This window comes from Kitasatospora sp. NPDC092039, from assembly GCF_044756065.1.
In the GTDB taxonomy this organism is placed as follows: domain Bacteria; phylum Actinomycetota; class Actinomycetes; order Streptomycetales; family Streptomycetaceae; genus Kitasatospora.
On the sequence record NZ_JBIVSD010000003.1, the window covers coordinates 399,705 to 423,923 of the forward strand.

General features: G+C 72.0%; 20 protein-coding genes and 1 rRNA gene. 14 read left to right on the forward strand and 7 right to left on the reverse strand.

Going from position 1 to position 24,219, the window contains the following annotated elements:
• Window positions 1–25: 25 nt before the first annotated feature.
• Window positions 26–1,183 (reverse strand): LacI family DNA-binding transcriptional regulator, encoded by a 1,158-nt coding sequence (locus ACIQI7_RS08090; RefSeq protein WP_387759635.1) that lies wholly within the window; start codon window positions 1,181–1,183, stop codon window positions 26–28.
• A 342-nt stretch (window positions 1,184–1,525) separates the two neighbouring features.
• On the opposite strand from ACIQI7_RS08090, the gene hisC reads away from it, so the two are divergent.
• From hisC to ACIQI7_RS08115, 5 genes are all read left to right on the forward strand, one after another.
• On the forward strand, window positions 1,526–2,605 hold the full coding sequence (gene hisC, locus ACIQI7_RS08095) for a histidinol-phosphate transaminase (protein WP_401106216.1): 1,080 nt from the start codon (window positions 1,526–1,528) through the stop codon (window positions 2,603–2,605).
• 310 nt (window positions 2,606–2,915) lie between these two features.
• Window positions 2,916–4,322, forward strand: coding sequence for an efflux RND transporter periplasmic adaptor subunit (locus tag ACIQI7_RS08100; protein ID WP_401106218.1), 1,407 nt, complete (start codon window positions 2,916–2,918; stop codon window positions 4,320–4,322).
• A gap of 8 nt (window positions 4,323–4,330) precedes the next feature.
• Window positions 4,331–5,134, forward strand: a complete 804-nt coding sequence (locus tag ACIQI7_RS08105) for an ABC transporter ATP-binding protein (protein WP_401106221.1) — start codon at window positions 4,331–4,333, stop codon at window positions 5,132–5,134.
• Window positions 5,131–6,342: an ABC transporter permease gene (locus ACIQI7_RS08110; protein ID WP_401106224.1), complete on the forward strand. Its 1,212-nt coding sequence runs from the start codon at window positions 5,131–5,133 to the stop codon at window positions 6,340–6,342. Before ACIQI7_RS08105 ends, ACIQI7_RS08110 begins: the two co-directional genes overlap by 4 nt.
• Window positions 6,343–6,354: 12 nt before the next feature.
• A complete protein-coding gene (locus ACIQI7_RS08115) occupies window positions 6,355–7,008 on the forward strand; it encodes a hypothetical protein (protein WP_401106225.1) in 654 nt (217 codons plus the stop codon).
• 213 nt (window positions 7,009–7,221) lie between these two features.
• On the opposite strand, the gene ACIQI7_RS08120 is transcribed toward ACIQI7_RS08115, so the two are convergent.
• Window positions 7,222–7,656 (reverse strand): VOC family protein, encoded by a 435-nt coding sequence (locus ACIQI7_RS08120; RefSeq protein WP_401106227.1) that lies wholly within the window; start codon window positions 7,654–7,656, stop codon window positions 7,222–7,224.
• Between the two features lie 15 nt (window positions 7,657–7,671).
• On the opposite strand from ACIQI7_RS08120, the gene ACIQI7_RS08125 reads away from it, so the two are divergent.
• Both ACIQI7_RS08125 and ACIQI7_RS08130 read left to right on the forward strand, forming a co-directional pair.
• On the forward strand, window positions 7,672–7,845 hold the full coding sequence (locus ACIQI7_RS08125) for a hypothetical protein (protein ID WP_401106229.1): 174 nt from the start codon (window positions 7,672–7,674) through the stop codon (window positions 7,843–7,845).
• A 633-nt stretch (window positions 7,846–8,478) separates the two neighbouring features.
• A complete protein-coding gene (locus ACIQI7_RS08130) occupies window positions 8,479–10,260 on the forward strand; it encodes an RICIN domain-containing protein (RefSeq protein WP_401106230.1) in 1,782 nt (593 codons plus the stop codon).
• A gap of 60 nt (window positions 10,261–10,320) precedes the next feature.
• Here ACIQI7_RS08130 and ACIQI7_RS08135 read toward each other — a convergent pair whose 3' ends face one another.
• Together ACIQI7_RS08135 and ACIQI7_RS08140 are read right to left on the reverse strand one after the other, a co-directional pair.
• Complete coding sequence (locus tag ACIQI7_RS08135; protein WP_401106233.1) at window positions 10,321–12,519, reverse strand: transglycosylase domain-containing protein; 2,199 nt, start codon at window positions 12,517–12,519, stop codon at window positions 10,321–10,323.
• Between the two features lie 252 nt (window positions 12,520–12,771).
• On the reverse strand, window positions 12,772–13,356 hold the full coding sequence (locus ACIQI7_RS08140) for a YceI family protein (RefSeq protein WP_401106235.1): 585 nt from the start codon (window positions 13,354–13,356) through the stop codon (window positions 12,772–12,774).
• Window positions 13,357–13,646: 290 nt separating this feature from the next.
• Between ACIQI7_RS08140 and aspS the strand changes: the two genes are divergently transcribed.
• Window positions 13,647–14,954, forward strand: coding sequence for an aspartate--tRNA(Asn) ligase (gene aspS / locus ACIQI7_RS08145; protein ID WP_401106237.1), 1,308 nt, complete (start codon window positions 13,647–13,649; stop codon window positions 14,952–14,954).
• A 175-nt stretch (window positions 14,955–15,129) separates the two neighbouring features.
• On the opposite strand, the gene ACIQI7_RS08150 is transcribed toward aspS, so the two are convergent.
• The 3 genes from ACIQI7_RS08150 to ACIQI7_RS08160 all read right to left on the reverse strand — a co-directional run bounded on the left by ACIQI7_RS08150 (window position 15,130) and on the right by ACIQI7_RS08160 (window position 16,401).
• Window positions 15,130–15,843 (reverse strand): IclR family transcriptional regulator, encoded by a 714-nt coding sequence (locus tag ACIQI7_RS08150; RefSeq protein ID WP_030246527.1) that lies wholly within the window; start codon window positions 15,841–15,843, stop codon window positions 15,130–15,132.
• Window positions 15,844–16,086: 243 nt separating this feature from the next.
• A 5S ribosomal RNA gene (gene rrf / locus ACIQI7_RS08155) occupies window positions 16,087–16,203 on the reverse strand.
• 75 nt (window positions 16,204–16,278) lie between these two features.
• On the reverse strand, window positions 16,279–16,401 hold the full coding sequence (locus tag ACIQI7_RS08160; RefSeq protein WP_401106240.1) for a hypothetical protein: 123 nt from the start codon (window positions 16,399–16,401) through the stop codon (window positions 16,279–16,281).
• 182 nt (window positions 16,402–16,583) lie between these two features.
• Between ACIQI7_RS08160 and ACIQI7_RS08165 the strand changes: the two genes are divergently transcribed.
• From ACIQI7_RS08165 to ACIQI7_RS08190, 6 genes are all read left to right on the forward strand, one after another.
• Complete coding sequence (locus ACIQI7_RS08165; RefSeq protein WP_401106243.1) at window positions 16,584–17,372, forward strand: response regulator transcription factor; 789 nt, start codon at window positions 16,584–16,586, stop codon at window positions 17,370–17,372.
• Window positions 17,373–17,384: 12 nt separating this feature from the next.
• Window positions 17,385–18,884 (forward strand): sensor histidine kinase, encoded by a 1,500-nt coding sequence (locus ACIQI7_RS08170; RefSeq protein WP_401106899.1) that lies wholly within the window; start codon window positions 17,385–17,387, stop codon window positions 18,882–18,884.
• 271 nt (window positions 18,885–19,155) lie between these two features.
• Window positions 19,156–20,082: an LAETG motif-containing sortase-dependent surface protein gene (locus ACIQI7_RS08175; RefSeq protein WP_401106246.1), complete on the forward strand. Its 927-nt coding sequence runs from the start codon at window positions 19,156–19,158 to the stop codon at window positions 20,080–20,082.
• 226 nt (window positions 20,083–20,308) lie between these two features.
• Complete coding sequence (locus tag ACIQI7_RS08180) at window positions 20,309–20,923, forward strand: Uma2 family endonuclease (RefSeq protein ID WP_401106248.1); 615 nt, start codon at window positions 20,309–20,311, stop codon at window positions 20,921–20,923.
• Entirely contained in the window at window positions 20,916–22,274 is a 1,359-nt protein-coding gene (locus ACIQI7_RS08185; RefSeq protein WP_401106250.1) for an oxygenase MpaB family protein, read from the forward strand. Before ACIQI7_RS08180 ends, ACIQI7_RS08185 begins: the two co-directional genes overlap by 8 nt.
• A 373-nt stretch (window positions 22,275–22,647) precedes the next feature.
• Entirely contained in the window at window positions 22,648–24,192 is a 1,545-nt protein-coding gene (locus ACIQI7_RS08190) for a cytochrome ubiquinol oxidase subunit I (protein WP_401106253.1), read from the forward strand.
• Window positions 24,193–24,219 lie beyond the last annotated feature (27 nt).

Genomic DNA, 24,219 nt, shown 5'->3' on the forward strand with positions numbered 1-24,219 from the left:
TCCCGATCCAGGAGGGCGCAGTGGTCTACACCTCGCCCGGGGCCCGGGGCGGGCTGACGGTGGTGCGCGGACTCCGGCGCTGGGAGGACGCGCGGACGATCAGCTCGGTCGGCATCAGGGTGCCCGGCGGCGGCCCGGTGCCGGCGGTGCGGAAGCGCGGCGGGAAGAGCCGGGCGATGTCGACGCCCGTCCCCGAGTCCACGCCCTCGATCGCGTCGATGAGCAGGTTGACCACCGTGGTGCCGATCTTGCGCGGCTTGAGCGAGAGCGTGGTGATCGGCGGCTCGGTGGCCGCGTAGACGTCGCTCTCGCTGCAGCAGACCAGCAGCAGGTCGTCCGGCACCCGCAGGCCGTACCGTCGGGCGGCGGCCAGCAGGTCGGTGCCGTTGGGGTCGAACAGTCCGTAGACGGCGTCCGGCCGGTCGGGGCGGGCGAGCAGCCGGTCGGCGGCGACGGCGCCGGCGGCCGGGTCGTGCGCCGGGTAGGTCTCGTACACCGGCTCCTGCCCGACCTTGGCGCACCAGCCGAGGTACGCCTCGGTGGAGAGCCGGGTGTAGGTGTCGGTGCTGGTGCCGGTGAGCAGGCCGATCCGGCGGGCGCCGGCCTCGGAGAGGTGGTCGAGGATGCCGAGTACGGCGGCCTCGTGGTCGTTGTCGACCCAGGCGGTGACCGGGCAGTTGCCGGGCTTGCCGTCGCTGACCACCGGGACGCCGGACCGGTACAGCTCGCTGACCAGGGGGTCCTGGTCGGGCGGGTCGATCACCACGGTGCCGTCCAGGGCGATGTTGCCCCAGACGTCGTGGCGGGAGGAGGCGGGCAGCACCACCAGCGCGTAGCCGCGGCCCAGGGCGGCGCTGGTGGCGGCCCGGGCCATCTCGGCGAAGTACGCGAACTCGGTGAAGGTGAACGGCTCTTCACCGTAGGTCGTGACGGTCAGCCCGATCAGGCCGGACCGTCCGGTGCGCAGGGTGCGGGCGGCCGCGGAGGGGCGGTAGCCGAGGCGCTCGGCGACCTCGCGCACCCGGCTGCGGGTCTCGTCGGGCAGGCGGCCCTTTCCGTTCAGCGCGTCGGAGACAGTGGTGATCGACACTCCGGCGGCTGCTGCCACATCCCGGATGCCGGCCCGTTCCAGACGCCTTGAGGTGGTGGGACGCCGACCGCTCTGGTTGGCTGCTGCTGTCATGGCGGACCGATCGTATGGCTCCTGACAAGGGTCTGTGACCGGCGCATCGGGAGCCCGCGGAGATACGTTTCTCCAAGAGTGAGCCGGGGTGCGCTCCTTCGATACCCGCCTGAAACCAGCACTCTTACCTCTGACATGTGCCAAAGGAACCGGGCAGAATGGCTGATCTGCGCCTGTAACCCGACCGGGCATCTCACTCCTACGGGTGAGGGCGGTCGGTATCGTGCAAGGCACCCGACCGGGGTGGTCCGGGCGCGTCACGAGGTCCCGGGCACGGAGGCGAACCCGTCCGTGGCGGGCGAGCGCACCGGAGAGTTCCGCAACTGGAAACGGAGTACGACCGTGAGCAGTGGTACGTCAGCGCAGGGCCCGCGGCTGCGGCCGACCCTCGACGGCATCCCCACGTACAAGCCCGGCAAGCCGGCCGGCGCCGACGCCTACAAGCTGTCCTCGAACGAGAACCCCTACCCGCCGCTGCCCGGCGTGCTGGAGACGGCGGTCGCCGCGGCCGGTTCGTTCAACCGCTACCCCGACATGGGCGTCACCGAGCTGACCTCGGTGCTCGCCGAGCGCTTCGGGGTGCCCGCCGAGCACATCGCCACCGGCACCGGCTCGGTCGGCATCGCCCAGTCGCTGGTGCTCGTCACGGCCGGCCCGGGCGACGAGGTGATCTTCGCCTGGCGCTCCTTCGAGGCGTACCCGATCGTCGCCACGGTCGCCGGGGCCACGCCCGTCCCGGTGCCGCTCAAGGCGAACGGCGACCACGACCTGGACGCGATGCTCGCCGCGATCACCCCGAACACCCGGCTGATCTTCGTCTGCAACCCCAACAACCCCACCGGCAACGTGATCCACCGCGCCGAGCTGGAGCGCTTCCTGGACGCCGTCCCGGGCGACGTCCTGGTCGTGGTCGACGAGGCCTACATCGAGTTCATCCGCGACCCCGAGGTGCCCAACGGCATCGACCTCTACCGGGACCGCCCGAACGTCTGCGTGCTGCGCACCTTCTCCAAGGCCTACGGCCTGGCGGGCCTGCGGGTCGGCTTCGCGGTCGCGCACGAGCCGGTGGCCACCGCGCTGCGCAAGGTCGCCACCCCGTTCGGCGTGAGCCAGCTCGCCCAGAACGCCGCCGTCGCCTCGCTGCGCGCCGAGGAGGCGCTGCTGGTGCGGGTGGAGGCGCTGGTCGAGGAGCGCACCCGGGTGGTGGCCGGGCTGCGCGCCCAGGGTTGGGAGATCCCGGACTCGCAGGCCAACTTCGTCTGGCTCTGGCTGGGCGAGCGCTCGCAGGAGTTCGCCGCCGCGTGCGCCGAGGCCGGCGTGGTCGTGCGGCCGTTCCCGGAGGGCGTGCGGGTGTCGATCGGCGAGGCCGAGGGCAACACGATCTTCCTGTCGGTGGCGGAGGCCTTCCGCAAGTCGCTCTGACTCCTCCGGCTCTCGTTCCGGGCCCGCAGAGGCCCGCAGAGGCCCGCAGGGGCGCGTCGGATCTCCGGCGCGCCCCTGCGGCGTTCCGCGCTGGTGCGCCCCTGTGCCTCCGCACGGCTCCTCGCACGTTCTTCCAGAAGGCTGTGGATCACTGGGAGCCCGCTGGGAGTTCGGCCAACGGCCGGCCACGGAGCGGCCAAGGCGCCGACGGAGGACGGGGCATCCGTCCGGAATGCCCGGATCCGGCCGGTCAGTCTTCTCCCAGCCGGTGCCCAGGGCTCCGCAAGAGCCCACCGGGAAGCTGTCCGGCATGAAGGTGCTCCCACGGCGGCGAGGCGCCGTCCTCGTCAACTCCGCGCTCGGCGTGGCCCTGCTGGGCGGGGCCGCCCTGGTGTACGCCACGGTCAGCGGCAGCTCCGGCCCGGCCGCCGCCAGGCCCGCGGCCCGTACCGCGACGGTGTCCAAGGGCACCGTCCTGGCCACCGTGTCCGGAACCGGCACCCTGGTCTCACCGACCGACGCGGCCCAGGACTTCACCACCGGCGGTCGGCTCACCGAGGTCAAGGTCGCGGTCGGCGACGCCGTGAAGAAGGGCCAGGTGCTCGCCACCGTCGACACCACGGCGGCCCGGCAGCAGGTGGACGCGGCCGAGGCGGCGCTCACCACCGCCGGGGCCAACCTCACCAAGGCCCGGGCCGGGGTCACCACCACGACCACCGAGCCGCTGCCGGGCACCACCTCCGGGCCCGGGGCCGCCACCTCCGGGGCGACCTCCGGGGCCGGAGCCGGCAGCGCCGGTGGCGGTCGCGGGGCGGGCGGGAGCAGTACGCCCGCCCCGCAGACCACCACGATCACCACCACCAAGGTCGACGACGCGGCCGTGGCCCAGGCCCAGCAGCAGGTCGCCACCGCGCAGACCAACCTCGCCAACGCCCAGGCGGCACTGGCGGGGACCACCCTGACCGCCTCGGTGGACGGCACCGTCGCCTCGGTCGCCGGCAAGGTCGGCGACACCGTCGGGGCCACCGCGAGCGGTTCCTCATCCTCCGCCAAGGCGTCCGGGAGCGGCGCGAGTTCGACGTCCGCCCCGAGCGGCTTCATCGTCCTCACCAACCCGACCGGGATGCAGGTCACCGCGAACTTCTCCGAGCTCGACTCGCTCAAGCTGAAGAAGGGCGAGGCGGCCACCGTCACCCTGAACGCCCAGTCCGACACCAAGCTCAACGCCACCGTCCTGTCGGTCAGTTCGCTGCCCAGCGGCAGTGGTGGCAGCGGCGGCAACGCGGGCTCCGCCGCCGTCCAGTACGCGGCCACGCTCCAGATCACCGGTGACACCGGCAACCTGCGCACCGGTCTCAGCGCGACCGTCCAGGTGATCACCGGCGAGGCCGACAACGCGCTCTCGCTGCCCACCTCCGCGCTGTCCGGCACCGGCGCCTCGCGCACCGCGACCCTGGTGCGCCCGGACGGCGCCTCCGAGCGGGTCACCGTCGGCGTCGGGGTCGAGGGCGACAGCACCGTTCAGGTGGTCTCCGGGCTGAAGGAGGGCGACAAGGTCGAACTCCCCACGACCAGCGGCGGGAACGGCTTCCCGAACGCCTCCTACCCGGGCCTCGGCGGCAACCGCGGCACCGGTGGCGGCGCCGTCCTCCCGGGCGGTGGCAGCGGCGGCGGTGCGGCCGGTGGTGGCGGGGCCGGCCGCGGCGGCAGGGGCTGAGGCCGGTCATGCGTCACGTCATCGACAAGCGCGTCCCGGCGCGTCCCGTCCCGGTGATCCGGATCCGCCGGCTCACCAAGGCGTACGGGCACGGCGACGCCACCGTGCACGCGCTGCGCGGCCCCTCCGACCCCGCGAGCGGCGAGCCGCTGGGCGTCGACCTGGACGTCGAGCAGGGCGACTACGTCGCCGTGATGGGCAGCTCCGGCTCCGGCAAGTCCACCCTGATGAACATCCTCGGCTGCCTGGACGTCCCGACCGCCGGCCGCTACCTGCTGGACGGCACCGACGTCGGCCACCTGGACGAGCGGCAGCTCGCGCTGGTGCGCAACCGCAGGATCGGCTTCGTCTTCCAGTCCTTCAACCTGGTGCCCCGCACCACGGCCCTCGCCCAGGTCGAGCTGCCGCTCGCCTACGCGGGCGTGCGCACCGCCGAGCGGCGCCGCCGGGCGATGGCCGCGCTGTCGCTCGTCGGGCTGGCCGACCGCGCCGGCCACAAGCCCAACGAGCTCTCCGGCGGCCAGCAGCAGCGCGTCGCGGTGGCGCGGGCGCTGGTGACGGCGCCCGCGATGCTGCTCGCCGACGAGCCGACCGGCAACCTCGACAGCCGCTCGACGGAGGAGGTGCTGGCCCTGATCGACGGGCTCAACGCCACCGGCCGCACGGTCGTGCTGATCACCCACGAGGACGAGGTCGCCCGGCACGCCAAGCGGGTGCTGCGGCTGGTGGACGGGCAGATCGTCAGCGACCTCCGGCAGGCCCCGGTGGAGGGCCCGCCGCCCGCCCTCCACGAGGCGGAGGTGCCGGCGTGATCCTCTGGCAGACGCTCCGCTTCGCGGCCGGCGGCCTGGCCGCCAACAAGGTGCGCTCGGCGCTCACCATGCTCGGAGTGCTGATCGGCGTGGCCTCGGTGATCCTGCTGCTGGCGGTCGGCAACGGCTCGTCGGTGGCGGTGAAGGAGTCGATCACCTCGCTCGGCACCAACGCGCTGACGGTCAGCGCCGGTTCGGCGAGCGGCGGCTCCCGCGCCACCTCCTCGGTGAAGAGGCTCACGGTCGCCGACGCCAAGGCGCTGGCGAGCGACTCCTCGGCCGACGCCATCAGGTCCGTCGCCCCGGTGGTCACCACCGGCGCGACGGCGCTCTACGGGAACGTCTCGTACAACCCCGGCTCGGTCGTCGGCACCTACCCGTCGTACTTCGAGACCGCCAACCAGAAGGTCGCCCACGGCGAGTACTTCACCGACGACGACGTGCTCGCCTCGCGCAAGGTCGCGGTGCTCGGCGCGACGACGGCCAGGCAGCTGTTCGACACCGAGGACCCGGTCGGCCGAGTGGTCGTCCTCGGCGGCACGCCGTTCACCGTGGTCGGCGTGCTCCAGGCCAAGGGCGGCAGCGGCTTCACCGACCCGGACGACGTGGTCGTCGCCCCGCTCCCGACGGTGCAGAACGCGTTCACCGGCTTCGGCCCGGTCAACCAGATCCTGGTCCAGGCCGCGTCCGCGGACAGCACGGCGGCGGCCCAGTCCGAGATCAGCCGCGTCCTGCTCGGCGCCCACGCGATCGCCGACCCGGCCAAGGCGGACTTCCGGATCACCAGCCAGGCCTCGCTGCTCACCGCGCGGGAGAGCACCACGAAGACCTTCACCGTGCTGCTCGGCGCGGTGGCGGCGATCTCGCTGCTGGTCGGTGGGATCGGGATCACCAACATCATGCTGGTGACGGTCACCGAGCGGACCAGGGAGATCGGCATCCGCAAGGCGCTCGGCGCCCCGCGCGCGGTGATCCTCGGGCAGTTCCTCACCGAGTCGACGCTGCTGTCGGTGATCGGCGCGGGATTGGGAGTGGCGGCCGGGATCGCCGGTTCGCACTTCAGCATCGTCGGCATCGAGCCGGTGGTGATCCCCGAATCGGTGCTCGGCGCGTTCGCGATCGCCGTCGCCATCGGGCTGTTCTTCGGCAGCTACCCCGCCAACCGGGCCGCCTCGCTGCGGCCGATCGACGCCCTCCGGCACGAGTAGGACTCCACTGTCATGAGCAAAGAGATCGCCACGGTCGCCACCGGCGCGCCGGTCGAGGCCGGCACCCCGACCGGCCCGGCCGAGCAGCTCGCCCTGCTCGCCACCCCGCCGGACGCCCGGGACGTGAGCGCCGAACTGGCCGCGCCGCCACGGCGGAAGCTGCCCTGGCTCAGCCTGGTGCTGGCGGGCGGCGTGATCGCCACGGGGGCGTTCGCGGGCGGGGTCTGGTTCCAGCAGAACCACGGGTCCGCCGGCGGGAAGGCCTCGGCCAGGCCCGCGGCCGCCGCTGCGGCTGCCGGTGGCGGGTACGGGCAGAACAACTCCCGTCGTGGAGGCCAGGGCGGGCAGGGGCAGGGTGGGCAGGGCCAGGCCGGGCAGCCCGGTTTCGCGCGGGGCACGGTCAAGGCCGTCGACGGCACCACCGTGTATCTGACCGACACCAACGGCAACACCGTCAAGGTCACCACCGGCGACGCGACGAAGGTCCAGCTCAACAAGGAGGGCAAGGTCGCCGACCTGCTGCCCGGCCAGAGCGTGACCGTCGTCGGCACCCCCGACGCCGACGGTGGCTACACGGCCAGCCAGCTGGTCGAGGGAGCCGGTGCGGTCGGCGGCTTCGGCGGAAGTTCTGGTGCGGGGATGCCCAGGAAGCCGTCCGGCGGCTGACCCGGAGCCGACGGACGACCGCGAGGCCCTCGCCCTTCGGTGGGCGGGGGCCTTCGCGTGGGACGTCATCGTCCGTACGACTGCCCCCGAGTTCGCCGCCCTCCTCCGGGGTGCGAAGGCCGGCGACTTCGACCACCTGACCGCCGCCACCGCCCGGCGAACCGTCTCGGCGGCCCCTTGCTCCTCCGCAAGGGGCCGCCGATCAGGGGGTGCTCAGTCGAGGCAGAACTCGTTGCCCTCGACGTCCTGCATGTTGAGGCACGACTCGTTCTTGTCGTCGGCGAGCAGCAGTTGTCCGCGAGTCGCGCCCAGGGGGAGCAGTCGGGCGCACTCGGCCTCCAGCGCCGCCAGGCGTTCCGCTCCCACCAGCCCGGTGCCGACCCGGACGTCGAGGTGGACCCGGTTCTTGACGACCTTGCCCTCGGGGACGCGCTGGAAGTACAGGCGCGGGCCCGCGCCCGTGGGATCGCTGGCGGCGAACCAGGCGTCCTGCTCCTCGGGCGGCAGCGAGCGCTGGTACTCGTCCCAGGTGTCGAACCCTTCGGGGATGCGCGGCGGGAGGTACCCCAGGGCCTCGCACCAGAAGCGGCCGACGCGCTCGGGCGAAGCGCAGTCGAAGGTGATCTGGACCTGCTTGACCGATGTCATCGGGCCACCATAGCCATGACCAGAGGGCCACACCGCTCAATTTCCGTGGTGCCGGTCGCCGTCATCGCGGTCGATGTCGTCCCCGGCCTCTGCCCGCCCTGGTACGCCGTTCACCAGGGCCTCTCCGCCCTCGCCCTGGCCGCGGTCGCCGTCCCCGTCCCCGCCCCCGCCCCCGCCCCCCGCCTCTGAAGGCCGCCTTCCCCAAGCCCGGCTGATCAACCACAGCCCCAACTCCGCGCAGGTAGTCGGCCGTTCCGACTTCCACGCTGGAGGAAATTCCTCCCGGCGGCTCGTTGCCCTCACAAGGAGCCGCCGGCCAACCGCTCGTGCACGGTCCTGCGGCAGATGTTCGAGACGGGCCCGATTTCCCCAGGTCGTCCGCGACGGCCGTGTGCTCCGCGACACCGTGGGCGGCTCGACCGTCCACGCGCGGGGCCGCACCGCCGCTCCGTGCGAGGGGCCGCCGGTCCATGTAGGGGGTACGTCGGGTCGTTGCCCATCCCTTCAGAGGGGGCGTGGCGGCGATGAGCCGGCCCGGTCGGCGGGAGGCCGGAAGACCTCTCGCGGCCGCGGCAACCTTTTCGGGGGCGGTGGCAACTGGGTGGTGTCCGGCCAGGCGGTCCGGTCAAGAGGCAACGGCTGAAAGAGAGCATCGACATGTTCCCTCGCCCATCCACGTCGTCGGAGGCGTCTCCTCCCAGCGGCGGCGCCCGCCGTGGCCGCCCCTCGTTCCGTTCAGCCGTTCCGGGGCGACGGCAGAAGCACCGTGGCCGTCGGCTGTACCAGCGGCGGAGTCTCTGGGCGGCCGTCGCCCTGGCGGTCGTGGGCGGGTCCGTGGCCGTGGTCAGCACGGCCTCGGCGGGCGTCGTGGACACGAAGGCCTGGTACCTGCTGGTCAACCGCAACAGCGGCGAGGTGCTGGACGGCCTCGGCTACGCCACGCACGACGGTGCGGCGGTGGCGCAGTGGGCCCGTCACGACGGGACCAATCAGCAGTGGCGGTTCATCGACTCGGGTGACGGGAACTACCGGCTGCAGAACCGGAACTCCGGCAAGGTGCTGGACGACTACGACTGGTCGAGGACCGCCGGCTCCGAGCTGGTGCAGTGGCGCGACCTGAACGGCGTCAACCAGCAGTTCCACCTGGAGAAGTCGTCGGACGGCTACGTGCGTCTGATCAATCGGTTCAGCGGCCTGGCCGTCGAGGTCCAGAGCGGATCCAAGGCCGACGGGGGCCGCGTCGCCCAGTACCACGACTGGGGCGGCGCCAACCAGCAGTGGCAACTCGTCCTGGTCGGGAGCGGCGGCGGCGCCGGGAACGCGGGGAGCTCCGGCACCAGCGGGAACACCGGGAACACCGGGAACGCCGGGAGCACCGGGAGCCCCGGCAGCACCGCCACGCCCACCAAGCCGGGCGGCAGCGTTCCGACGGGACAGGCCCCGAGCGGTACCCGCCCGCCTTCGGCCTTGGCCTCGGCCCCGCCGGCGACATCTCCGGCCCCCGGCGGCGGCAGTGGCGGCGGCCCGGCGAAGACCTTCATGGGCAGCAGCACGGTGCTCCTCGGCGGCATGATGGAGGACGCCACGTCGAACGCCGCGCCGTTCGACGTGCGGTACGCCTACATCCACAGCCGGCCCGCGCCCTCGTCCGACGCCTACACGGCCTCGCGCTGCAAGGCCGAGTGGTCGGGCTGGTGGGGCTGCTGGACCGGCGACACCACGGCGCCCGGCACCCAGGTGACCGTGTACAAGGACCGCGCCTCCAAGGCGACGTACCAGGGCAAGCCGCGCCCGCAGAAGTTCCTCTTCACGTGGTACTCGCTGCGCGACCTCGGAGACATGGCGGGCCAGGGCGACGGTCCCGGCGAGGTCCAGGCCATCGACCGGACCGACCTGCTCACCAAGTACCTGAACGACTACCGCTTCTTCCTCCAGAAGATCGGCAACGCGCAGGACATGATCGACATCGAGCCCGACTTCTGGGGCTACGTGCGCTCGCTCGGCAACCCGCACCAGGTCTCCGCCCAGGTCAAGGCCGCGAACCCGACGGACTGCGGATCGCAGGAGAACAGCGCCTCCGGCCTGGCCCAGTGCATGATCGCGATGAGCCACAAGTACGCGCCCAACACCGGTGTGGGCCTGCACCTGTCCTGCTTCGACTGGCAGCAGAACACCCCGCAGTGCGTCAAGGACTACGCGGATCTCGGGGCGAGGAACGCCGACTTCCTCGTCACCGACGTGACGGACCGCGACGCGGGCTGGTACGCGCTGCCCGCCCACGGCAGCAAGGACACCTTCTGGAACGACCAGAAGGGCTTCGCCGCCCTCGCGTTCTACAGGACGATGTCCGAGTCGGTGGGCAAGCCGGTGGTCCTGTGGCAGGTCCCCCTGGGCAACATGGCGGGGAACAACACCCCCGGCCACTACAAGGACGACAAGGTCGACTGGTTCTTCTCGCACATGGACCAGGTGGCGAACGCACACGTCGGCGCCCTCCTGTTCGGCGCCGGCTGGTCGGAACAGACCACGCCCGAGACCGACGGCGGAAACCTGGTCAACAAGACGACCGCGTACCGCAACTCGGGCGGTACGGCGCTCAAGTAGGCGCCCGCACGCGACGCCGCCCCGTCGAGTCGGTGCCCGGCGGGGCGGCGTCACGTGCGGTCAGTGCGGCTGGTCGGTCGTCTGGGCGGTGGCCGCCGGGCCGGTCGGGGCGCCGGTGGCGTTCGGGTCGGGCTTGGGGGCCGGGTCGGGGATGACGGCCATCGGCAGGGACTGCTTGGGCGTGCCGCGCAGGGCCTGGTTCATGGCGTCCCGCCAGATCGCGCCGGGGCCGTCGGCGCCGAACACCTCGGTGCGGTACTTCCCGTTGATGGTGATGTTGCGCATCTCGACGCCGCCCTTGGGGCCGCCGAGCCAGACCGCGGTGGCGAGCTGCGGGGTGTAGCCGTTGAACCAGGCGGCCCGCTTGCGGTCCGAGGTGCCGGTCTTGCCCGCGATCTGGCGGTTGTCCTCCAGGTTGAGCGCCGCGCCGGTGCCGTTGTTCTCGGTCACGCCGTTCAGCACGGTGTTCAGCGCCCGCGCCGTCTCCTCGGAGAACGCCTTCTCGCAGTGGCCGGCCGGAACGGGGACATCCTTGCCCTCCACGGTGGTGATCCGGTCGATGGCGAGCGGGGCGCAGTGGGTGCCCTGGGCGGCGAAGGTCGCGTAGACGTTGGCCATGGTCAGCGGGCTCATCTCCGCGACGCCCAGGGCCATCGAGGGGACCTCCTCCAGGGGCTTGCCGCTGGCCCTGGTGGTGATGCCGAGCTTGTTGGCCATCTGCTTGACCGCGCAGAGGCCGATGTCCTTCTCCATCAGTACGAAGTAGGTGTTGACCGAGAGGGCCATCGCCTGCTTCAGCTGGTAGGCGCCCTTCTCGTTCGGCGACTCGTTGGGCACCACCGTCTTGGGGCGGGTGTCGTTCCGCCAGGTCCCCGTGCAGGTCTTCATCGCCGGGTACTCGATCTTGTTGTCGGACGTGTACTCCTGGGTCGCCGGCAGGCCCGCCTCCAGGGCCGCGGCCGCGATGACCGGCTTGAACGTGGAGCCGGGCTGGAAGCCGTTGCCGCCGCCCATCGCCGCGTCGACGTTGAGGTTGACGACGGTCTCGTTCTTCTCCTCCAGCAGCCCGTACGGGCGGGTCTGGGCCATGGCGAGGATCTTGCCGGTGCCCGGCTCGACCATGGAGACGGCGGCGGAGACGCTGTCGGTGACCCGCACGTTGGAGCTCACCGCGTTCTGGGCGGCGGCCTGCTTGTCCGGGTCCAGCGTGGTGTAGATGTTCAGGCCGCCGGTGTTCCAGAACTTCTTGCGCTCCTCGGCGCTCTTGCCGAAGGCCGGGTCCTGCTTGACCACGTGGCGCACGTAGTCGCAGAAGAAGCCCATCCCGGCCTGGGCCTTGATGCAACCGTTCTGCGGCGCCTTGTAGTTCAGGCCCAGCGGGGCGGCCTTCGCCTCCTTCGCCTGGTCGGCGGTGAGGTGCTTGTTCTCCAGCATCTTGTCGATGACGGTGTCGCGGCGGTTCTGCGCGGCCTGCGGGTGCAGCTTCGGGTCGTACTGGGACGGGTTCTGCACCAGCCCGGCGAGGGTCGCGGCCTCGGCGACGGTCAGGTCCTTGTTGCTCTTGCCGAAGTAGCGCTGGGAGGCGGCCTCCACGCCGTAGGCGCCGTTCCCGTAGAAGGTGATGTTGAGGTAGTTGGTGAGGATCTGCTCCTTCGGCAGCTCCTCCTCCAGCTTGATGGCGACCTTGAGCTCCTGGATCTTGCGGCCCAGGGTCTTGCGCTGGGCCTCCAGGACGGCGCCCCGGTCCTCCCCGGCCTGCTCGACGTTGACGTTCTTCACGTACTGCTGGGTCAGCGTCGAGGCGCCCTGGGAGGCGGTGCCGCTCTCCGCGTTCTTGCTGATGGCGCGCAGGACGCCCTTGAGGTCGACGGCGCCGTGCTCGTAGAAGCGGGCGTCCTCGATGTCGACCTGGGCCTGCCGCATGTACGGCGACATCTGATCGGCGGTCAGCACGGTGCGGTCGCGCTCGTAGACCTTGGCGATCAGCCCGCCCTTGGCGTCGAAGATCTGGGTCGCCTGGGTGAGCGGCGGCGTCTTGAAGTCGGAGGGGACGTCCTCGAAGCCCTCGGCCGTGCTCTTGGCCGTCAGTCCGATGCCGCCCGCGACGGGCAGGGCGAGCCCCGCCAGCAGCACACCGGACACGACGCTCACCCCCAGGAAGGTCGCTCCGAAGCCGGCCAGCCGGAGCGGCGCCTTGCGGGACGGCCTGCGGTCCGCGTCCTCGGAGGAACTCCATATCGGGGGGCGATTCGATTCCATTCCCGGATGCTAACTCCTGGGAGTGGTCGGGCAAGCGGTTTTTCGGGCACGGCTGTCACGGCTGTGCAACAGGCTCCGAAAGGGCTCCGGAATCGGTTTCGAAAAGGAGGATCGTGTACGTAGTGAATGGTTTCGGAGGAATTCGGCATCCAGTGCTCGATGCGGCCCGTCGCGCGTGCGGCGGCCTCCCCTCCCGCGGTCCTGTCATCACGTGGATGCGGTGAGCGGGGCGAAAGGTTGCGCCCGCGGTCGTCAGGTGCCCGGCTCATCCGGCTCGGAAGCGCTCTCCAGGACCGCCTCGACATCGACCTCGACGTCGACCAGGTTGCCGACCACCGTGCCGCCCCGGTCCACCACGTCGTTCCAACTCACGCCGAAGTCCTGGCGGTTGATCCGGGTACTGGCGGTGAAACCGGCGCGCCGCCTCGGGCCCAGGTCGCGCCCGTCCTCCCACCACGGGGTGTCCCACTGCCCGAGGTAGTTCACGTCGAAGGTGACCGGGCGCGTCACGCCGCGGATGGTGAGCTGCCCCGTGACCTCGAACCCGCTCGCGCTCACCTGGTGCACCCGGGACCCGACGAACGTCCAGGTCGGGTGGTGCTCGACGTCGAAGAAGTCGGCACTGCGCAGATGCGCGTCCCGCTCGGGCGAGCCCGTGTACACCTGCGTCGCGTCGATGGTCGCCTCGACCCGGGCCCGCTCCGGAACGTCCGGATCGACCTCCAGGAAGCCGCGCACGTTCTTCAACTGGCCGCGCACGTAGGTGACCATCATGTGCCTGGCGCGGAACTCCGCACCGGTGTGGCTGGGCTCGAAGAACCATTTCGTGGTGGCCATGGCGACTCCGTGAGGTGGCGGCCGACGCTCCCCGAGATCCCCTCCAGCCAGCCTAGGCCGAACCCGTCCCGCAGTCGCCCGCACGGCTCCTGTGCGGCCCCCGGCTCCCGTGCGGCCCCGGCCGCCTTCGGCGCGGCCCCGGCCGGGGGCTGCGCGGGCCCCGGCCGGACACGGGGAAAACCGGGCGACCGCGACGGGCCTGATCCTCTACGGTGAACGCGCCCAGGGCGGCCGTCTACCGCCCGTCGACGTGGCGCGACCAACGCGCCCGCACCCCAGGAGCCGCCGCCATGACGCGCACCCTCGTCTCCGAACTGCACGCACGCCTCGGGGAGACGGTCACCGTCTACGGATGGGTGAACACGCTGCGGCTGCAGCGGCGCATCCAGTTCGTCCTGGTCCGGGACCACACCGGGCTGGTGCAGGTCACCCACCGCCGGGGCGGGGAGGGCGACGCCGTCGAGGCCGCCTTCGAGGGCGTGACCGTCGAGTCCGCCGTGAAGATCACCGGCACGGTGGTCGCCGACCCGCAGGTCAAGCTCGGCGGCCTGGAGATCGTGCCGTCCCTCGTGGAGGTCGTGTCGCCGGCCGAGCCGAAGCTGCCGATCGACGAGCGGACCGGCATCGACCAGCGACTGGACTGGCGGTTCCTGGACATCCGGCGCCCCTCCCAGCGCCTGGTCTTCGAGGTCCAGACGACCGTCGAGCGGGCGATGCGCGAGGTGGCGGCCGAGGAGGGCTTCACCGAACTGCACACGCCGAAGCTGATGGGGACGGCCTCCGAGTCGGGCGCCGAGGTGTTCGAGGTGGGCTACTTCGGGCGGACCGCCTATCTGGCCCAGTCCCCGCAGTTCTACAAGCAGATGGCGATCGCGGGCGGCATCGACCGGGTCTTCGAGATCGGCCCGGTGTTCCGTGCCGAGCCGTCGTTCACCTCCCGGCACGCCACCGAGTTCACCGGGGTCGACGTCGAGATCGCCTGGATCGACGGGGTCGAGGACGTGATGGCCTTCGAGGAGCGGATGCTGCACCGCGTCCTGGCCGCCGTGGCCGAGCGGCACGGTGCGGCGATCGCCGAGCACTTCGGCACCCCGGTGACGGTCCCCGAGCTGCCGTTCCCCCGGATCACGATGGCCGACGCGCTGGCCAGGCTCCGCGCCACCGGCTGGGACCCGGAGGGCGTCAAGGACGACCTCGACCCCGAGGGCGAGCGCGCGCTGTGCGGGATGGTCGCGGAGGAGACCGGGCACGAGTTCGTGTTCGTCACCCGGTTCCCGGCCGCCGTCCGGCCGTTCTACCACCTGCGGCCGGAGGACGACCCGACCGTCACCGAGTCCTTCGACCTGCTGTGGAAGGGCGTGGAGATCACCACCGGGGCCCAGCGCGAGCACCGGTACGACCGGCTCGTCACCCAGGCCCGGGAGAAGGGCATGGACACCGGGCCGCTCTCCGGGTACCTCGACTGCTTCCGCTACGGCACCCCGCCGCACGGCGGGCTGGGGCTCGGCCTCGGCCGGCTGCTCATGCTGGCCCTGGGGCTGCCGTCGATCCGTGAGGCGACCTTCCTCTTCCGGGGCCCGCACCGCCTCGGACCGTGAGAACGGGGAATCGCGGGGAACGGCGAAAGGCCGCGGGAGAAAGGCTGCCGGGAACCGCAGGGGAATCGGCGGGCCGGAACCGCGGGGGGCTGGCGGGCCGGAACTCGCGGAAAGGGCCGCGCCCGAGGAAACGATCTCCTCGGGCGCGGCCCTTTCGCGTTCCGGCCGCCTTCCGTCAGCTGCGGCGGAGGGCCTCGGTGAGCCGGTTGGCGGCCTCGATGATGGCCTGGGCGTGCAGGCGGCCCGGGTGACGGGTCAGCCGCTCGATGGGCCCGGAGACGGAGACCGCGGCCACCACGCGGTTGGAGGGCCCGCGGACGGGGGCGGAGACGGACGCGACGCCCGGCTCGCGCTCCCCGATGGACTGGGCCCAGCCGCGGCGGCGGACGCCGCTGAGCGCGGTGGCGGTGAAGCGGGCGCCCTGGAGGCCTCGGTGGAGGCGCTCGGGCTCCTCCCAGGCGAGCAGCACCTGGGCGGCGGAGCCGGCCTTCATGGGCAGGGTGCTGCCCACGGGGACGGTGTCGCGCAGGCCGGAGAGCCGTTCGGCCGCGGCGACGCAGATGCGCATCTCACCCTGGCGGCGGTAGAGCTGCGCGCTCTCCCCGGTGACGTCGCGCAGATGGGTGAGGACGGGGCCCGCGGTGGCGAGCAGTCGGTCCTCGCCGGCGGCGGCGGAGAGCTCGGACAGGCGGGGGCCGAGGATGAAGCGGCCCTGCATGTCCCTGGTGACCAGGCGGTGGTGTTCGAGTGCGACGGCGAGTCTGTGGGCGGTGGGGCGCGCCAGACCGGTGGCGGCGACCAGCCCCGCCAGCGTGGCGGGGCCCGACTCCAGTGCGCTGAGCACCAGAGCGGCCTTGTCGAGAACGCCGACGCCGCTAGTGTTGTCCATACCATGATATTGCAGTCTCAGTTGGCGAGACGCAAGTCTGTTTCGATGTCCGCCATCCTCTCAGATGCCCGCAAAGCGGTTCTTCCGGGCTTCGGCGTCTCACATGCTGGATCCGTCGGAGGGCGCGTGGGGGCAGGGCTGCCTGGAGGCGAAATGGCGGGCGAAACGGCGGGCGAAACGGTGGCCGGAATGCAAAAAGCCCCTGCCGTGTCACTGTCGGACACGGCAGGGGCCGTAAGAAGAATTCGGCGGCGTCCTACTCTCCCACAGGGTCCCCCCTGCAGTACCATCGGCGCTGAAAGGCTTAGCTTCCGGGTTCGGAATGGAGCCGGGCGTTTCCCTCTCGCTATGACCACCGAAATGATCGGGCCGGGCAATCGCTCGAAAGCATTGCCTTCGCCTCGTCGCGAATCATAGCAGCCGCCCCCGGGCCGATCAGAAGCCGACGGCCTCGCGCAGCAGCAGGACGGTCCCCCGGGAGGGCCGGGCCGGGGCGTTGAGCACCAGGAGCTGGGCGGGACACCCCGGCGCGCGACGCGCGGGAGTGAGGCGCGTCACCGCCCGTGCGCTCCCCGTCCGTCGTGTTCACGCCCGTGCGCACACCACCGAGCCCGCCCCTGTGCACCGATCGCCCAAAAACCGACCGATAAGGTGTTAATCCAACATTCATCCATGCCGCATAGCCTCCGGGGGCTAGCCTCATGCTGAACGTCATCGTCCGACCGGGAGGCGAAAGCCCCGTGCAAGGCACTGTCACCACACCAGGCGGCTCCACGGTGGCCGGGGGCCAGGGCGAAGCGTTCCTGCTCGTCGTGGACGACGAGCCCAACATCCGCGAGCTGCTCTCCGCCTCGCTGCGCTTCTCCGGCTTCCGCGTCGCCTCCGCCGCCACCGGCACCGAGGCGCTCGAACTGGTCGCCGCCGAGCGCCCGGACCTGGTCGTGCTCGACGTGATGCTCCCCGACCTCGACGGCTTCACCGTCGTCGAGAAGCTGCGCGAGCGCACCAGCCGCGGCCAGATAGCCGGCCCGGCCCACGGGCACCCCGGCGACCACCTGCCGGTGCTCTTCCTCACCGCCAAGGACGGCGTCGGCGACAAGGTGCAGGGCCTGGCCGCCGGTGCGGACGACTACGTCACCAAGCCGTTCAGCCTGGAGGAGCTGATCGCCCGGATCCGCGCCATCCTGCGCCGGGCCGGCGGCCCCGCCGAGGACGGCCGGCTGGTCGTCGCCGACCTCAGCCTCGACCCGGTCGCCCACGAGGTCACCCGCGGCGGCACCCCGGTCTCGCTCTCCCCGACCGAGTTCAAGCTGCTGCACTACCTGATGGCCAACGTCGGCCGGGTGGTCTCCAAGGCGCAGATCCTCGACCACGTCTGGGCCTACGACTTCGGCGGGGACCTCTCCATCGTCGAGTCGTACATCTCCTACCTGCGCCGCAAGCTCGACTCCGGCCCGGTGCACGGCCCCAAGCTGATCCACACCGTGCGCGGCATCGGCTACGCCCTGCGCCGCCCCCCGCAGGGCTGACCGGGCCCGTTGGTGTTCGCCCGGTTCTCCTCCCGGCTGTCGCTGCGCGCCCGGCTGCTGGTGCTCGCCCTCGCCCTGGTCACCACCGGGCTCGCGGTCAGCGACGCCTTCGTGCTCGGCACCGTGCGGAAACAGCTGGTGCACCAGCTGGACGAGCAGCTCCAGCGGTACGGGCCGCCGCTGTCCCGCAAGCCCCCCGGCCAGCTGACCGCGCCGACCGCCGGGCGGCCCGCCGTCGCCGGCCGGCGGGTCAGCCTGCCCAGCCAGTACCTGGTGGAGTACCTCTCCTCGGACGGCAAGGTCCAGGCGGTGATGCGCCAGCCCGTCTCCGACACCGACCCGGCGCCCCAGCTGGCCGGACTCGACCCGACCAGGACCGCCCCCGACGTCCCCTTCGACCTGCCCGACCAGCGCGGCCAGCACAGCTGGCGGGTGCTGGTGCTGCCGCTCCAGGCCCCCCGCGGGCAGGCCGCCAACCCCAGCGCGTACGCCTCGCCGACGGTCACCCCGACCCACGTCATGGTGGCGGTCTCCCGCGAGGACATCGACGCCACCATCGGCAAGCTGAGCACCTCCTTCCTGGCCATCGGCGGCGGCGTCCTGCTGCTGATCGCCGGGCTCGGCTTCTTCGCGGTACGGGCCGGCCTGCGGCCGCTGCGCCGGATCGAGGAGGGCGCCGAGCGGATCGCGGCCGGCGAACTCTCGCACCGGATGCCGGAGCTCTCGCCGGGCACCGAGGTCGGCCGGCTGTCGATCGCGCTCAACGGGATGCTCACCCAGATCGAGGCCGCCTTCGCGGCCCGTGCCGAGTCCGAGGCCAGGATGCGGCGCTTCGTCGCCGACGCCTCGCACGAGCTGCGCACCCCGCTGGCCGGCATCCGCGGCTTCGCCGAGCTGTACCGGATGGGCGCGCTGCCCACCGACGCCGACGTCAAGCGGACCATGACCCGGATCGAGAGCGAGGCCGACCGGATGGGCGCGCTGGTCGAGGACCTGCTGGTGCTCGCCCGGCTGGACGAGGAACGCCCGCTCGACCTCGCCCCGATGGACCTGCGCACCCTCGCCGCCGACGCGCTGCACGACCTCACCGCCCTCGACCCGAGCCGCCCGGTCGCGCTCACCGGCCCGGCGGGCACCGGCGCGCCCGGCGCGGCGCCCGTCATCGGTGACGAGGCCCGGCTGCGGCAGGTGGTCACCAACCTGGTCGGCAACGCGGTCAAGCACACCCCGCCCGGCACCCCGGTCCGGATCGGGGTGGGCGCCGGCCCCGGCGGCATCTGCCTGCTGGAGGTCGCCGACTCCGGCCCCGGCCTCACCGAGGAGCAGGCCCGGCAGGTCTTCGACCGGTTCTTCCGGGTCGACCCCTCCCGCAGCCGCGACAACGGCGGCGGCGCCGGCCTCGGCCTCGCCATCGCCACCGCCCTCACCCGCGCCCACGGCGGTACCCTCACCCTGCGCACCGCCCCGGGCGAGGGCGCCACCTTCCGGGTCGAACTGCCCCACCAGCGCTGACCGGAATTCCCGGGCGCGGGACCTTCCCGCCAGTCCCGCCCGAAATCCCGAAAGCCCGAAAGCCCGGAATCCGGGCATTCGGGACGCGGATCCCGTCGAATTTGTCGACTCGTCAATTCTTCCGGCGAACCGGGAAACCGCGGCGCCCGGTCATTGCCGGAATCCGGCATGGAGCGTCAAGAAAGCGTGTGCCTATGATCGACACTGCCCGGCCGCCGGAATCCTGCCCGGCCGGGACATCTGCATTCCTTCAGGCCCGAAAGGGGTCACCGTGAACCTCCGCCGTTCGCTGGTCTCGGCCGCCGTCGTCGCCGCCGTCGTCTCGCCCGCCGTGATCTCCGCCGCCCCCGCCTTCGCGGAGTCGGCCGGGGTGGCGCAGACCCGGAGTGACAACGGTTCGCTCGCCGAGCTGGAGCGGGCCGCCGCCGACGCCGCCAAGGCCTACGCGGCCGCCGTCGCCAACGAGGCCAAGGTGCAGGCCGAGACCTCCGCCTTCCTCAACGACTCGCAGCCGTACCTGGGCAGGTACCAGGAGGCCGAGGCCGCCGCGGTGCAGGCCGCCGCGGCCAAGGCCACCGCCGAGAAGGAGGCCAGGGCGGCCGCCGACGCGTACGGTTCCGCCTCGGAGGAGGACCTGCCCAAGGCCAAGGAGCGGATGCTCAAGGCGTTCGCCGCCGCCAACGCCGCCACCGCCGCGGACGAGAAGGCGAAGGCCGCCGTGACCGCCGCGCGCGACGCCGTGAGCGACGCCAGGGTCGAGTCGGTCCGGCGGGTCCACGCGGCGCAGCAGGGCACGGCGGCCGCGGCCGCCGCCAAGGCCGCCGCGGACAAGGCCCTCGCCGACGCCAGGGCGGCCGCCGAGAAGCCGGTGGAGAAGCCCGTCGAGAAGCCGGTGGAGAAGCCGGCCGCCGTCACCCCGGTCTCCGACAACACCACCACCACGACCAAGACCACCACCACCGCCAACAAGGCGTCCGCCTCGGCCACTTCGGCCACTTCGGTCACTTCGGCCACCGCCGGCTCGGCCGCCCCGACCACCACCCGGGCCACCACCGGCTCGGCCGCCGAGCTCGCCGAGACCGGCTCCGACCCGGCCACCCCGTACCTGGCCCTGGGCGCCGGCCTCGCGATCAGCCTCGGCGCCGCCGCCCTCTACGTCTCCCGCCGCAAGCCGGCCACCGCCCGCTCCAGCTCCTGACCCACCCCGTTCGCGCCCGCTCGGGAGGAGGGCGCGACCACCCGGAACCGCAGGACAGGCCAACGGCCCGTCCTGCGGTTCCGCCGTTCCCGGCCCCGAAACTCCTCGATCGGGTGAACCAACCGCCATTCACCCGCCCGGCCCCTCGGTCGTGTGCGATCGTCCAGCGGTTGCTTGTGCGGACTCGCGCGGGCTGATCACACCGGACGGGAAATGGGGTGTCTCGATGAGCGTGCTCGTCGCCGAGAGGACCGTCGCCGTGAACCTGGACCAGTTGCTGTGGCAGGCGTGGAAGTCCATGGATGTGCCCGAGGGATTCCGAGCGGAGATCATCGAGGGGACGAACACGTTGTCACCCACCGGCGGAACCCGCCGCTTCACTGTCAACAGGCGGTTGGGTCGGGCCCTGTACGACTACCTGAAAGGCAGCGGTTACGGGCCGGCGCAGGACGGAAATGTCATCGCCGATCTCAAGGTGTTCATTCCGGACGTGTTCGTGGCGCCCGACGACATCGACGAGATCGAGCATCCCGAGGGTGTGGGGTTGCTCGCCTCCGGTGTTCCGGTGGTCGTCGAGACCGTCTCGCCGGGCGCCGAAGCCCGCAAGCGTGATCACATCATCAAGCGCCGCGCCTACGCCGTTGCCGGAATCCCGGTGTACGTGATCATCGACGACCACGATGACGGCGGCGCCGTGACCGTCCTCACCGAGCCGGACTCCGGGCGCCGTGAGTACGCCTCCTCGATCCGCGTCCCCTACGGCAAGGAGGCCGTGATCCCCGAAGGCCCCGCCAAGGGCTTCGTGATCGGCCCCGACACCACCGGCGAGCGCCGTGGCTGACCGCGGCGCGTCGTTCAGGCGGGACCTGTCGGAGCGGCGGGTCGTGCTGGTCGCCTGGCGGCTGCTGGTGCTCCAGGCGGCGGACCCGGTGGTGTCGGCGGGGATGGTGGAGCACTCGACGTACCGGACGCACCCGTGGCGGCGGGTGGACCACACCCTGGGCAGCGGGCGGCGGCTGTTCTACGAGGACGCGGAGACGCTGCGCCGGGAGGTCGCCCGGCTGGAGCGGGCGCACAAGCGGATCCGGGGGACGGGGCCGGACGGGCGCCCGTACGACGCCCGGGACCCGAGGGCCAGGGCGTGGGTGCTGCTGACGCTCTTCGAGTGCGTGGTCGCCATGCGCCGACTGGGCGGGGACCCGTACGACGCGGTCGAGACGGCGCAGGCGTACGCGGACTTCCGGGAGGCGGTCGCCGCCTTCGGCCTCCCCGAGGGCGAGATCCCGGCCACCGCGGGGGAGTTGCCGGCCTACTTCGCGCGGTACGCGCGGGAGCGGCTGGAGTTCACCGAGGCGGCGCGCTTCCTCCTGTGCGACCTGCTGCGCGAGGCGCCCCGGCCGCGCCGGCTCCGGTTCCTCGGCGACGCGGGGTGGCGGGTGGTGCGGGTGGTGGTGGCCCGGGCGGTCCGCGAGCTGACGGTGGCGGACCTGCCGCCGGTGGTGCGGGAGCGGTTCGGGCTGGTCCGCACCCGGCGGGCCGCGCTGCTGTCCGCCGTGCTGCACCGGGGCGCGGGCGCCGTCGTCCCGCTCCTCCCGGACCGGCTGCGCTACCGCGACCCGGGGCCGTCCCGGCCGAAGCGCCGCCGCCCGCACCAGGATTCCCGCGGGCCCCGGGTGGACCGCTTCTTCCGCGAGGTGCTGGACCAGACCGGCGACGGCTTCGTCACCGTGCACGACCTGCGGGCGATGGCGCACAACGTGTGCTGGCGGCTGGAGCTGGACGAGGCCGGTGAGGCCCGGGTGTACGAGGCCTTCGACACCTGGTGGGAGCAGCTGCGCGCGGTGATGGACGCCGACGGGGACGGGCGGGTGAGCCGGGAGGAGTTCGTGGCGGCCACCCTGGCCGGCTGCGACCGGGACGAGGCCTACCTGGAGCGGGGGCTGCTGCCCGCGCTGCGGGCGGTGTTCACCGCGGCGGACACCGACGGCAGCGGCTTCCTGGAGTTCGACGAGTACCGCGTGGTGTTCGGCGGGGAGCGGGTGGACCCGGTGGAGCTCTCGCACGGTTTCCGCCGGCTGGACACCGACGGGGACGGCCGGATCACCCGGGAGGAGTTCCTCGCCGGCTTCAGCGGGTTCTTCACGGCCCGCGCCGACTCCGCCCCGGGCACCGAGCTCCTCGGCCGGGCGTAGCAGCACGACCCTCCAGCCGGCGGCCCGGGACCGCGCCGGCGAGCCCCGCTAGCACGCCCCGCCCGCCGACGCGAGCGGGGCGTCGGCCTGTCAAGCGCCGGTTCGGACAAGATCCCCGCCGGGGCCGCCCGGTCGTTCGTTGTCCCGGTGCCCTCCGGCTGCGCAGACTGTGCGCACCGTCACGCACCGCCGCACCGCGTCAACCCCACCCCGCCTGGGATTCCTCCGTAAGGATGATGGATACTGGCCCTTGTGAACGTGTTCACGTTCACAAGCGGACAAGCTTGCGCGGTCGGCAACGGTCCGACGGCTACAGATGAAGTTGTCCGGAAGATGCCCGTCCTCACACGGGCAGGTTGGGAGAGAGGGCGACGTGGAACTGGCAATCGCTCACGAGACCATCGCCCGATGGCAATTCGGGATCACCACCGTCTACCACTTCCTCTTCGTCCCGCTCACGATCAGCCTGGCCGCGATCGTGGCCGGTCTGGAGACCGCCTGGGTGCGGACGAACAAGGAGAAGTACTTCCACGCGACCAAGTTCTGGGGAAAGCTCTTCCTCATCAACATCGCGATGGGCGTGGTCACGGGCATCGTCCAGGAGTTCCAGTTCGGCATGAACTGGTCCGACTACTCCCGCTTCGTCGGCGACGTCTTCGGCGCCCCGCTCGCGATGGAGGCGCTGATCGCCTTCTTCTTCGAGTCCACCTTCATCGGCCTGTGGATCTTCGGCTGGGACAAGCTGCCGAGGAAGATCCACTGCGCCTGCATGTGGATGGTGTCCCTCGGCACCGTGCTCTCCGGCTACTTCATCCTGGCCGCCAACTCCTGGATGCAGCACCCGGTCGGCTATGCGATCGACCCGGTCACCGGCAAGGCCCGGCTGACCGACGTCGTCCAGGTGCTGTTCCAGAACACCACCCTGGTGGTGGTCTTCCACACGCTGACCGCCGCCTTCCTCACCGGCGCGGCCTTCGTCGTCGGCATCGCCTCCTTCCACCTCTGGAGGGCCAAGCGCAGGCCGGAGACCGCCGACCCGAAGAGGACCGCCGCGATGCGCACCTCGCTGCGGCTCGGCCTGGTGCTCGCGGTGGTCTTCGGCGCCGGCACCGCGTTCAGCGGCGACACCCTGGGCAAGGTCATGTTCGAGCAGCAGCCGATGAAGATGGCCGCCGCCGAGGCGCTCTGGGAGACCCAGTCGCCGGCGCCGTTCTCGGTCTTCGCGGTCGGTGACGTCAGCAAGGGCCACAACTCCGTGGCGCTGGAGGTCCCGGGGATACTCTCCTTCCTCGCCCACAACGACTTCAGCTCGTCCGTCCCCGGCATCAACGACACCGCGGCCGCCGAGGCCGCCCAGCACGGCGGGGACCCCAAGGACTACATCCCGAGCATCTTCGTCACCTACTGGGGCTTCCGCCTCATGATCGGCTTCGGGATGACCTCGTTCCTGGCCGGCCTGATCGGCCTGTGGACCACCCGGAAGAAGCTCTTCCTGCGCCCCGGGTTCCGCACCGGCGAGAGCGAGGTGCCCCGGCTGATGCTCACCCCCGGGCGCGAGCTGGGGCCGCTGCTGACCAGGTGGAGCTGGCGGATCGGCATCCTGACCATGGGCTTCCCGCTGATCGCCAACAGCTTCGGCTGGATCTTCACCGAGATGGGCCGTCAGCCCTGGGCGGTCTTCGGTCTGATGACCACGGCCAGCGCGGTCTCCCCCAACGTCGGCATCGGCACCCAGGTCGGCGCGCTGGCCACCTTCACCGCGCTGTACGCGGTCCTGGCGGTCATCGAGGTCCGGCTGCTGGTCAAGTACGCCAAGGCCGGCCCGGAGGTGACCGAGCAGCCGCCCACCAAGGACCCGTCGCTGCGCGGGCCGTCCTCGGACGAGGACGCCGACAAGCCGCTCGCCTTCGCCTACTGAGGCGCCGGGACCACCGGGGAACTGAGG